This window comes from Marinobacter sp. Hex_13, assembly GCF_001566815.1.
Classification (GTDB): domain Bacteria; phylum Pseudomonadota; class Gammaproteobacteria; order Pseudomonadales; family Oleiphilaceae; genus Marinobacter; species Marinobacter salarius.
Window position 1 is genome coordinate 1 of record NZ_LSMM01000010.1, and the last position, 11,533, is coordinate 11,533.

Below are 11,533 nucleotides of genomic sequence, written 5' to 3' on the forward strand. Positions count from 1 at the left end.
AAAGACGGCGAACGCTGGAGCAGTGCCCGGGCTTACCTGTTCCCGCATATGGATCGCAGCAACCTGACCGTGGAAACCAACGCCCAGGTTCAGCGCATTGTCTTCGACGGCAAACGTGCCGTGGGTGTGGAATTCAAGCAAGGCAAGCAGCTGCGCACCGCCTCAGCCCGCAAGGAAGTGCTGCTGTCCGCCGGCGCCTTTCAGTCCCCGCAACTGCTGATGCTATCCGGGGTAGGCGATAGCGAGGAACTGAAAAAGCACAACATCCCCGTGGTGCATCATCTTCCCGGCGTGGGCAAGAACCTGCAGGATCATCCGGATTTTATTTTCGGCTACACCACCGACAGCCCGGCCACTTTTGGTCTGTCACCGGCGGGCATGTGGCGGGCGCTAATGGCCATGGGCACCTATCGCAAGGAACGACGCGGCCTGTGGACCTCCAACTTCGCGGAAGCCGGCGCCTTCCTGAAAACCCGGCCGGAACTGACCGCCCCGGATCTGCAACTGCACATGGTCACTGCCCTGGTAGACGACCACGGTCGCAAGATGCATTTCACTCAGGGTTACTCCTGCCATGTCTGCCTGCTGCGCCCGCGCAGCCGCGGCAGCGTGCAACTGGCCAGCGCCAACCCGGACGACCTGCCCCTGATCGACCCGGCCTTCCTGGAAGACCCCCAGGACCTGGAAGACATGGTGCAAGGCTACAAGATCACCCGAAAAATCATGGAAGCGCCGTCACTCAAACGCTGGATGAAGAAAGACATGTTCACCGCCGACGTGAAAAGCGACGATGAGATTCGCGACGTGATCCGCCAGCGCGCCGACACCGTTTATCACCCGGTGGGCTCCTGCAAGATGGGCACCGATGAACAGGCGGTGGTCGACCCGCAATTGCGCGTCCATGGCATCGAAGGCTTACGTGTCATCGATGCGTCCATCATGCCCACCCTGATCGGCGGCAACACCAATGCGCCGGCCATGATGATTGCGGAAAAGGCGGTGGATATGATTCGCGGGCAATCGCGGGTGAAATAGCCCCCGAGAGTCTTCCACGCTGAAAGAAGACCTTTGTCTTGATAGGCGCTCCAGAAACGACTGGCGATCAGCCTGCCTTTCTGGAGCATGGGGACCCGTGAGCGCGTGTTACAATCAACCAACTCATCGCAAGGCAAGATCGCTGAAGGAGAAATCAGGTGGCAGCAACGTCACGAAAAACAGGGACGATTGAGTATTATCATCCGGAAAAAGGACGCGCCCTGAATACCTTCAACAGAATCCTTGCCGTGTCACTGGAAATCATCGAACACGAAGGCGTCGAGGCGCTCAATACCAACCGCATCGCCGCCGATTCCGGCATCAACATCTCCACGCTCTATCATTATTTTCCCAACAAGGATTCCATCCTGCACGCGCTCTACACCCGATGGTTTGACAAGGTCAGCGCCATCGCCGACAAGCGCCTTGGCATGCATCGGAAGCCAAACAGCCTGAAGGCATCCTACAAGTCCTATGTTCTGGATTTGCTGAATATCGATGGTGTCTCTCCGCAAGCCGCCGTGGAACTGGAACGCGCCATCAAGACAAGAAAAAACCTCCTTCCCCTGGACAACAAGATCGTTGAGCAATCCATCACCGCCTGTGCGGAAGACATTCTCGCCCAGCACCCTGACGTGGACCCGAGCCGCCTGCCAGTGCCATCCGCTTTCATGCTGGTCAGCATCTGGGGCGCTATCAGTATTGCGGCGGACATGGACGCCTCCGAGCATGACAGCATCGCTGAGCATTGTGCCGAGATGATCATGGCACTGGTTCGACACTCGAAAAGATAGCTTTCCCCTCCCTCTTTTCTGTCACCCCACCGACTCTTGCCAGAGCGGCCGACCGCCTGCGCATCGCATATCAAGTAATTACTTGATATTGGCAAATTTCGCTCGTACCCTGTTTGCCATAGCGGACGTGCGGGACAACGTAATGAGAATTCTGGCTCTGGGGGGTTGCGGAGAAATGGGCAGCGTTGCCGTGCGCGCCATGATTGACGACCCGGCGATATCAGACATCGTGATCGCCGACAGGGATCAGGCAAAAGCCAGCGCGTTTGCCAAATCACTGGGCCGCAAGGCCAGCGCCATCCATGTGGATGCGCAGTGTGATCGCTCCCTGAAACAGGGGCTGCAGGGGTGCGATGTGGTGGTCTCCACCATCGGTCCCTACTACCTGTTCGGCCCCCGCGTGCTGTCGGCGGCAATCCAGGCGGGGGTTCACTATCTGGATATCTGTGATGATCCCGAACCCACCATGGACATGCTGACCCTGGACCCACTCGCCAGGGACAACCGTGTTACCGCCATCATTGGTGCCGGTGCCAGCCCCGGGGTTTCCAACCTGCTGGCCGCCCGGGCGCTGGCGGCACAGCCTCACGCTGAAGAGATCTATACCTTCTGGGGAACGGGCGGCCCCTTGCTGCAGGAGGAAGAGTTGAGCCTGCTCGACAGCGCTGGCAACCCCACCGCCGCCACCCAGCACTGGATTCAACAAGTCTCGGGCCAGGTGAAGGTATACCAACACGGCACCCTCACTCCTGTAACCCCGCTGCAAGCGATACACCTTGCGTTTCCTGGCAGCGGCTCAGATCGCTGCCATGTTGTCGGCCACCCGGAACCGATCACCCTGCCCCGTTACTATCCCCGCATCAGGCAATCGCTCAACCTGATGAACATGCCCGGCTACCTGATTTATGCCCTGGAAAAAGCGGCGAAGGGGGTGGACCAGAATGACCCTCAGTCCATTCAAAAAGCGGCCATGGTGCTCACCGGCATTCTGTCTGATTCCACCATCCAGCCTCAGGACATTGCCCATTACCTGATCCATCGGGTCAAAGACCGGTTCCGGCGTTTCCTGCCCCCGCTCGGCGCCGTGGCAAGAGGACCTGATGGCAATGGTAAAACCCGTATCACGGGTGTGCGCATGCGAGCACGACTCAAGGCAGATGACATGGCGCATTCCACCTGCCTGCCCACCGCCATCATTCTCAGGATGCTCATCAACGGGGAGATCAAACCGCACGGTGTCATGGCACCCGAAGCCTGCGTGAATCCCGATATTTTTTTCCGGCAACTGGCCACTCACATGATCCTGGATGACGGCGTCGACGCCACCGGCTATGTGGATTGCCAGACTCAACAAATCGATCAGCCCTACACCCCGCTTCGCCTTCCCCAGACCCACTCAGCACGGACCCGATAACCCCAGATGCGAACCGACACAAACCGGAATCGAAAAACCATCCTGGCGCTCACCTTGTTGTTGCTGGTGACAGTGGCCCACCCCCATTCACTCTCCGGGCATTGGCGACATAGCTACGACATTTATCTCAATGACAAGCGGGTTGGTGCGGCCACCCGTGATGTGACCATCCAGGGCACCGGAACAGAAATTCGCGAAAGCATCACATACCGCGAACCCGGTTTTCTGGGCAGTACTGACATCACCGTTTCCCGCATCGAACAATACGCCCCCTCCGGTCGCCTGCTGTTCGCCGACCTAAAACATCACCAGGGAGAAACGCGCTACTGGTCACGCATGGCGTCCGTGGACGGGGAAATCTGGGTCATGGCCAGCCCCATCACCTCTGCCAGCGAAAAAGAGGACGCCCAGTTTGTCGAGCTGGCGCTTGCCGCTATCGGGAGCGCCTCATCGGCAGCCGGGGAAGTCCTCAGCTATTCCTCCCTGTTGCTGGGCGGCAGCCAAGCGCGGGACACCGATGCCCGCTTTCCCGAGTCGGACGATCTCATCAGCCTGCCGTTCTTGCCCCTACACTGGCTGCATGCCGGCAAAACCCTGCCCGACCGGCTCGCACTGCTTGATAGTCCGCACCCCCATATGCGCGAAGCAAAGGTAACGCCTTTCCATAGTTCCGCGCATTCGGGGCATTGCTACCAACTGGACCTTGCCGACATGGAAACCCTGACCCTGTGCATGCAGCAGCAAGCCGATGGAATACCGCACTTTTCCTTGCTGCGTCGCTCGACACCGGGCAAGACCGTGGAATGGAGAATTCATCCGCAGGATCAAGGCAAACAGGCAGAAAAAGAGGAGAGTTGATGGTGCGAATCATAACGCGGGTTAGCGCACTGCTTGTGCTGTGTTTGTGCCCCCTGCTCCATGCCGAGACCATCCACTTCGACAGCAATGGCAACACGCTGAGCGGGGTTTATCTTCCCCCGTATCCGGAGCGACCTGCCTGCGGCGTGATCATAACGGTACACGGAGATGGCCCCCTCGACCGGGAAGCCCATGGCTATTACCCCCTCATCTGGAAGCCACTTCGTGAACGGGGCTACGGGGTGCTGTCCTGGGATAAACCCGGCGTCGGCGACTCCTCGGGCAACTGGCTTCAGCAGAGCATGGCGGACCGGCAGCAGGAAGTGTTAGCGGCCATTGCGTATGTGGAGCGTCGCTTTGGTTCACAGCAGACCCTGGGCTTGCTGGGTTTCAGCCAGGCGGGCTGGGTCGTTCCGGCCGTCGCCAACCAGCACTCCGGCGTGGACTTCCTGATTGGCGTCGGGTTCGCCATCAACTGGGCCGAGCAGGGGTGGTACCTGACACAGACACGGCTGCAAAGACAGGGCGCCACCCCGCAAACCCTGCAACAGGCCCGACAGCAATACCAACGCCACCTGGCCTTCCTGGCGAGCAGACCGTCCTACGCCGACTATCTGGCATCGGTGCCCGACCAGGAGTCGCCCATGTCACCCGACAGATTCGTGTTTGCCCTGAAGAACCTCCATGCGGACGCGTCTGCAGAGTACCCGAAAATAACGCAGCCCCTGCTCATGCTGCTTGGCGAAGACGACCTCAATGTCGATATCCGCCACACCGAAAGCTTTCTGGAATCGCTGCGCCAGACTCACCCACACTTCCAGATTGATGTGCTCCACGGCGCTACCCACTCACTACTGGATAGCCGCCACTTCAACACCCAGAATCCAGGCCTGGTTTTTCTCATCAAACTCCACCTGTTTGGTGATGACGCCGTCTCACCACGACTCAAGCCCGTACTGGATCAATGGCTGGCCAAGCAGCCTTGTGATGGGGACAGATAACGCGGAGCACAGGGACCGGCCGAATTCCCGTCGCCCAGTCCCCGGGTCCTAGGCGCTTTGCGCGCGCAACGGCTTGCCGTACTTTTCCCGGGCTTCCTGCGGACTGACGGTTGCCGTGAGTGTCGGAGGCTCAGATTGCAAGTGCTCACGCATGACGGCGGCCGTACGCGGGGCGGACAAACGCAGCGCCCGCACTTTCATGGCTGGCGACCTGCCCAGGCGATCCATGGTGCGTGCCAATGGCTTGATGGCCATGTCCATGGCCGCGGGCTGGTCGAAACCGCCCAGTTCGCGCATCCATTTCGGCAACGTGGCGATGGTGGCCGGGGCGATAAACCGACTTACGGCCCAGAAGGCCACGCCCGCATTACTGTATGGCGTGCGCAGCAGGTAGTGCATGCCTTCCAGGGCCCGCTCGGAGCTGCACAGACGCGGGCGCACGGACTCGAAGTACTCACGAATGCCTTCCCGGGAACGCGGCACGTCCGCCGGGTCGCAGGTCTGCAATTCCGCAGCGATGGCGCACTCTTCCCAATAACGCTGCTCCTCTTCCGCTGGCAGCGGCCCCGGACCGTAAACCTCATAACACTTGAGCACGGAGTGCCAGCCGGTGAGATGAATCCACAACTGGGATTCCGGGCTATTGGCGCTGTAGCGCTTACCGCTGATCGGCTCAATACCGGAGACCTTGGCATGCACCCGCATCAACAGGTCCGATGCCTCGATCGCGGTGCGGCTGTCTGCCACCGCCACGGTAAGGAAATACGCCAGGGTACGATCCAGGCGCCCGTGCGGGTCCCGGTAGATCCCGCGCATGTCGGCAACCGCCGCCGTCAGGAAGGGATCAAAGTGTTCCAGCACCACCGAGCGCTGGAAGCCGATCAGCGCGGTGGGTGCAGTCCAAATCTTCCAGCTCGGTGAGCCCGGGCCGAAAAAGCCGTAATCCAGCGACCGCAAGGGCCGGTTTGTGGACGGTTTCATGGTGAAATTCCTCATCAAATTCTCGCAACTGGGCACTTTATACACCAGTGTAGGAATTTCCTGCAAGAGTGTAGTAAACTCTCCCCATGCCGACACAAAAACTCAAACCCCGCGAACGCGCCGCCCATCTGGGGCCGGACCGCCGACGCCCGCAAATCCTGGATGCTGCCCTGACCCTTGCCGTGGAAAACGGCATCGGGGCCGTGACCCTCAGCGCCGTCGCCAATCAGCTCGGTGTCAGCCGGCCAGTGGTCTATTCCTGTTTCGGGGATCGCGTCGAACTGTTCGAGGCGCTGCTGGCCCGGGAAGGCGAGCACATGCTGGAGGGGGTACTGGAAGCGCTGCACAGCGCCCGTGGGGACAACCCGGAGGCGGCCTTTATCGATGGCTACCGGGCGCTGCTGACCGTAGTCGCGGAACGGCCCACGTCCTGGCGACTGGTCTTCAACGCCAACCCGGACCCGGCCGTGGCGGACCGCTTCCTGGGGGCTCGCCAGGTCGTCGCCGACAACGCCGCCCGCTGGATCGCGCCGGCCATGGCACACTGGTGGCAAACACCGGATATCGAACGCAAACTGCCGGTGTTGGTAGAGCTGTTCATGTCGTCCTGTGAAGCAGCGGTGCGACTACTGCTGACACCCGGCACGGACTGGAACGCAGAAACACTGGGGGACTTTTTCGGGCGCTGCATGTGTCAGGCTTTCCGGGCGGCCTGAGTCACAGGCCGCCATCTAAGGCCGCAACCACCCCGCTCTTTCCCTTTATTCTCAGACCCTGCCCGGATCAATCAGGATCTTGGCGTGCTGCTCCGGATTACCCAATGCGGCAAAGGCCTCGTCCACACCGGACAACCCCACCGTGCCGGTAATCATGGGATCCACTTTTACTTTGCCTTCGGCAATCATGTGCAGCGCATCGCGGAATTCGATGGGCGTATAGCCCAGGGTAAAACGCAGGTCCACTTCCTTGTTGATGGCGTTCACCGGGAAAAAATGGTCCTGTTTCATGCAGACGCCCACCACCACAATGCAGGCGCGTAACGGCGCATCCGCGACGATACTTTCGATCATCCCCGGAATCCCCACGCACTCGAAAATCACCGGCCGTTTCGGGTCGGTCACCCCGGCCACTTCCGCCGCCCGCCACAGAGGCTCCCAGGGGAACGGCGTCATGCGCAGCTTGGCCATGCCATCCAGGGCCATATCGAACAGCTGTGGCGCATTCACCACAAAACCGCGCTTTGCCATGCCCTCATAGGGGCTGCCCTGAGACGGGTCCACCACCACATGGGCGCCCATGGCCTTGGCCAGCTTGCGACGGGTAGGGGAAAGATCACTGGCGACAATATGACGCACCCCCTTGGCCTTGAGCATGGCAATCACCCCGAGACCAATGGGCCCGCACCCAATCACGATGGCCGTGTCACGACGGCCTATCCCGGAGCGGTTCACCGCATGCAGGGACACCGCCATGGGTTCGGTCAGCGCCGCATGGTCATCGGAAATACCGTTGGTGACAGGAAAGGCCAGCGACTCTTCCACCAGCACCCGTTCGGCATAGGCGCCGGGGGCCAGGGTGGACAGGCCAGTCAGATGCGCCACCCCGTTATTGCGCCGCATGGGCATGGCCACAACGCGCTTGCCCGACTTCCAGCGGCGATGGGTCTTCGGTCCGTAGTCTGCAATCTCCCCCACAAACTCGTGCCCCAGCACCACATGCTCATGGCTGCGCATGATGTGCGGGTAACCGACCCGCTCGGTGGCCTCCGCCAGTTCATCCGCGTGATGGCGCGCATGCAGGTCCGACCCGCAGATGCCGCAACGCAACACATTCAGAAGTATCTGACCCTTGCCCGGTTCCGGCTCAGCAACGTCCTGGACCGTAAAGTCACCGTGGTGGCAAACAACCGCTTTCATGGCTTTTCCTTATGGCAGGCTGGCTTGATTGGCATGCTCATAGTGTCGCGCAACAGGCATGGGGAAACAGGTCGTATGGAGCCAAATGGCTCATTCCCAGAAAGCAATGAGAAGTCCCTGTCGAGATCAGGAACACGCATAAATTTATAGTGCTCGGATTCACAGTAGCAAGCGGGGATTGTTCTGATTAGAGAACGACTTCGGAAAGGTGCGAAAAGTTGGGCTAATGAATAGGACTGGTTGAACTCGACTCAAACGCACGGGGCAAGACCTGACCCTCGTGTTCCCTGGCATGCCATTTAATGCTGAAATTGCAATGAATGGGCTTGACCTTCAAGAGGGTATCTGACCCCGGATATCGCCCGCAGCACGGGCAAAATTGTAGCGAAGCGAAATTTTTTCCCTGTGCCTGCGATTGTTAGGAAATTGCAAACGTCGGATCAAATGGCTTCGGAACAATTTCAACATGATCACTTTCGATGTATTTTTTGTCGATGCAACATTTTTTGAATTTTTTCCCACTTCCACATGCACACACTTCATTTCTGCCTTGCTTTTGGAAATCCGGATTCTTTTTCCTTACCTTCGAAAACTCGAGCTCCTTAAAGTGAGAAATAGGAAACGCATCATCATTAAGCAAGCGAGATAAGTAGCGAACAACATGGAAATGCTCACCATCGTTCTCATACTGCACCGTACATCGCTTATCTTCTGGCCGTGACACAATAGCAACGTGGTCAAACTGACTTATATTCTTAGCCACTCCAACTGCCATCAGGCCCGAATAGAGCTCACCTTTAACATGAGGGCAACTAAGAGAGTCGATATCCTTCCCGCAGATACTGCACTCAAAATATTCAACTGTTGCGCCAATGCTAAAGAATACACCGTATGGGTAAAGCCGCTCTAATGCGAGTAATTGACTCTCAAAGTGCTCGACTGATACGTCTGAGAATTTTTTAATTACCCTCAATAAGTCAAGGCAATCCTGCAGGTTAGACCATGACTCCGAGAAATGCTCACCTAAAATATTTTGCCACAGGCGTACATATGAATTTAGAAAATCAACAATCGCATTTATGACATATAGATCATTGAGATATAGATCATCCTCATCACAATCAGATCGGCTTGCGGCCAAAATAGCGCATGCCTCTGATAGACCTTTGTCTATCTCATGAAATTGTTTTTTGTCGATTTCCTGAAGTCCCTTAATAATAAGAGGCCGTACATCATTGTAGACAGATTTTGCTTCCGGTGTATTAAACACATCACTCGTCCATAAATTTATTCAAATCAAACTTTTTGATCGCCGACTTTAGTGACTCTGCATCTCCCTCAAAATCGAACCTCTTAATCTTCCCTTCTTTCTTGTCTTCGTATACTGCGCTTAAGTGAACTCGCGCTTGGTCACCCTTCAAAGCCCCTCGCATTTTCTCATGCAAATAGTTTGAAACGATATTAAGGTATAAGGGTAGTGACACATCGCTAGCCAGGAAAACCAGTGGAAGCCAATAGTCTCCAGAGCGCAACGCCAGCTTGCTATGTCCCTCACTAGCGGTTATCTCAATTTCTGGAGCATTGAACTTTACCCACTTAGTAAAATCCCCTGCATCTGCTTTAACTATCAACCCATCAATATCACGATACGACTCGGGCAGTACCGTAATGCCCTTAGGGGCACTCGGGATCTCATTCAGAATTTCTAAATCTTCTAGTTCTAATAAGGAGTGTTTGTTTTCTGGCTCGAGGTTCAAGCTATTTCTCCATTTCCTAACGCCCGCATTTGGGGCCGGAGTGAAGCGCAGCGGAACGGAGGTCCCAGCCCCGCAGGGGCGAACAACATGCGTTTGTTACACGCACTTTACCGAGTGACCCAGAATATTTCACTTTGGCTTTCTCCAGAAGAGTTTTTCCAGGACAACTTAACTTGATATTTTGACGGACTACCTAGATGCATTGCCGCTATCAATTTTACTCTTGAGTTTGGCTTCATTTCGGGATGAGGAAATTTCTCCGATAGGTCGCTTGTTAGCGGGCTATCTTCACAATCTACGAGTTCAAAATTAACCTCATAGGCTGTACCCTCTCCCGTATTTGAAATATAGAAAAAAGATGACTTTCCAAGCTTAGATAGAGTTACGTTAAACTTAGGCTTTGTCTTACTTTCTCGATCTTCTTCCAAGCTTTGAATTTGAAGCCGAGAAAGCTCAGCGGTAACTCTCTCAAATTCCAGTTGTTCTTTTGCCAGTTGTCGAGTCCGAACTAGAGATATTGTTGAAATAATTACCGCTAGGACTGATACAAGTAATGTGAGAGTTTCGAAGATGCTCATTTAAAGCCTTTAAATGCCTTTTTGAGCATTTTCTCAATTTCTTTCTTTGCCTCAGGAATTACTGCCTCGCGAGCTTGCTCAAGGCCAACTTCCCTAAGATCCGCTAACATAATCTCGAATCCACACTGATTGCATTTCACAAAATCGTCGTCTTTTACGTCTTCCGGCTGCTCAAATTCAGTGTGTCCACATTCAGGACACTGGATTGATATATGCTCTGTTTTAATCATGCGATGAACTCTCCATGTACGTGTAACAGGTATTAGGAAGCCGGCGCGAATATCCAATGAACGCGCCGGCTTCATATCACAGCTTAATAATTTGCATAATGAAAGAGAAACCATAATTCTCAGTACGTTACAAACCCCAAGCTGGTCGCATGATTCAATATCTTGACCTCTTCTTTTGCCCTGACCAATAACACTGTCCAAACGACCAACCCTTTTTCAGCGCTGTAACTCCTCCACCTTCCCCTTCGAAAACACCCCATAAAGACTCGGCAACACCAACAACGTCAAGGCCGTGGCCGACACCAGCCCACCCACTATCACTACCGCCAATGGCCGCTGCACTTCACTGCCCACACCCGTCGCCAGCAACATGGGAATCAACCCCAGCATGGAGGTGAGCGCGGTCATCAATACCGGGCGCAGCCGCGACACCGCGCCTTCGAAGACGGCAACGTCCAATGCTTCTCCATCCCGCAGGCGATGATTGATGGCTTCCACCATCACCACCCCATTGAGCACCGCCACCCCGAACAGAGTGATAAAGCCCACCGAACTGGGCACGGACAGGTACTGGCCGCTGAGCGCCAGGGCGAGGATGCCGCCGATGAGCGCCAGGGGCACGTTGACCAGGATCAGGGCGGCCTGGGACACGGAGCCGAAGGCGAAGTAGAGCAACAGGGCAATCAGCCCCACGGCCACGGGGACCACCATGGCCAGGCGTTGCTGGGCGCGCTGCTGGTTTTCGTACTGACCGCCGATGTCCACGCTGTAGCCGGGGGGCAGATCCACCTCGGTGTCGATGGCGCGTTGAATGTCGGCCACCACGGAGCCCATGTCGCGACCGGCCACGTTGGCCTGGATAACCACGCGGCGTTGCACGTCGTCGCGGCTGATCTGCGGCGGGCCGGACACCAGGGATACATCCGCCACCTCCATGAGGCGCACCCAGGCACCGTCGGCGGCTTTCAG

13 protein-coding genes are annotated in these 11,533 nt (G+C 56.6%); 6 read left to right on the forward strand and 7 right to left on the reverse strand.

Translation table 11 applies throughout. The annotated features are described in order from the left end of the window. The 5 genes from AXW11_RS03410 to AXW11_RS03430 all read left to right on the forward strand — a co-directional run. Positions 1 to 1,035: GMC family oxidoreductase (locus AXW11_RS03410; protein ID WP_286791814.1), on the forward strand; the 1,035-nt coding region annotated here is incomplete at its 5' end. Positions 1,036 to 1,193: 158 nt separating this feature from the next. Next, on the forward strand, positions 1,194 to 1,829 hold the full coding sequence (locus AXW11_RS03415; RefSeq protein ID WP_286791816.1) for a TetR/AcrR family transcriptional regulator: 636 nt from the start codon (positions 1,194 to 1,196) through the stop codon (positions 1,827 to 1,829). Positions 1,830 to 1,971: 142 nt separating this feature from the next. Continuing rightward, entirely contained in the window at positions 1,972 to 3,243 is a 1,272-nt protein-coding gene (locus tag AXW11_RS03420) for a saccharopine dehydrogenase family protein (protein WP_286791817.1), read from the forward strand. 6 nt (positions 3,244 to 3,249) lie between these two features. Beyond that, positions 3,250 to 4,101, forward strand: coding sequence for a hypothetical protein (locus tag AXW11_RS03425; protein WP_286791818.1), 852 nt, complete (start codon positions 3,250 to 3,252; stop codon positions 4,099 to 4,101). After that, complete coding sequence (locus AXW11_RS03430) at positions 4,101 to 5,102, forward strand: alpha/beta hydrolase family protein (protein WP_286791819.1); 1,002 nt, start codon at positions 4,101 to 4,103, stop codon at positions 5,100 to 5,102. The genes AXW11_RS03425 and AXW11_RS03430 overlap by 1 nt, the downstream gene beginning before the upstream one ends. Before the next feature lie 48 nt (positions 5,103 to 5,150). Here the strand turns inward: AXW11_RS03430 and AXW11_RS03435 are convergent, their stop codons facing one another. Further along, a complete protein-coding gene (locus tag AXW11_RS03435; protein WP_286791820.1) occupies positions 5,151 to 6,083 on the reverse strand; it encodes an oxygenase MpaB family protein in 933 nt (310 codons plus the stop codon). A gap of 86 nt (positions 6,084 to 6,169) precedes the next feature. Here AXW11_RS03435 and AXW11_RS03440 point away from each other — a divergent pair, with 86 nt between their 5' ends. Further along, on the forward strand, positions 6,170 to 6,799 hold the full coding sequence (locus AXW11_RS03440; protein ID WP_286791821.1) for a TetR/AcrR family transcriptional regulator: 630 nt from the start codon (positions 6,170 to 6,172) through the stop codon (positions 6,797 to 6,799). A 51-nt stretch (positions 6,800 to 6,850) separates the two neighbouring features. Here AXW11_RS03440 and AXW11_RS03445 read toward each other — a convergent pair whose 3' ends face one another. From AXW11_RS03445 to AXW11_RS03470, 6 genes are all read right to left on the reverse strand, one after another. Next, positions 6,851 to 7,999 (reverse strand): zinc-binding dehydrogenase, encoded by a 1,149-nt coding sequence (locus tag AXW11_RS03445; protein ID WP_286791822.1) that lies wholly within the window; start codon positions 7,997 to 7,999, stop codon positions 6,851 to 6,853. A gap of 418 nt (positions 8,000 to 8,417) precedes the next feature. Continuing rightward, on the reverse strand, positions 8,418 to 9,269 hold the full coding sequence (locus AXW11_RS03450) for an SEC-C metal-binding domain-containing protein (protein WP_286791823.1): 852 nt from the start codon (positions 9,267 to 9,269) through the stop codon (positions 8,418 to 8,420). A 1-nt stretch (position 9,270) separates the two neighbouring features. Further along, the gene (locus tag AXW11_RS03455; protein WP_286791824.1) at positions 9,271 to 9,756 is read right to left on the reverse strand and encodes a hypothetical protein; all 486 of its coding nucleotides are present in this window, start codon (positions 9,754 to 9,756) and stop codon (positions 9,271 to 9,273) included. A 107-nt stretch (positions 9,757 to 9,863) separates the two neighbouring features. Further along, positions 9,864 to 10,334: a DUF8453 domain-containing protein gene (locus AXW11_RS03460; RefSeq protein WP_286791825.1), complete on the reverse strand. Its 471-nt coding sequence runs from the start codon at positions 10,332 to 10,334 to the stop codon at positions 9,864 to 9,866. After that, positions 10,331 to 10,765, reverse strand: coding sequence for an ECs_2282 family putative zinc-binding protein (locus tag AXW11_RS03465; protein ID WP_286791826.1), 435 nt, complete (start codon positions 10,763 to 10,765; stop codon positions 10,331 to 10,333). Before AXW11_RS03465 ends, AXW11_RS03460 begins: the two co-directional genes overlap by 4 nt. A 15-nt stretch (positions 10,766 to 10,780) precedes the next feature. Beyond that, positions 10,781 to 11,533 (reverse strand): efflux RND transporter permease subunit (locus tag AXW11_RS03470; RefSeq protein WP_286791827.1); only part of this gene is annotated, 753 nt, incomplete at its 5' end.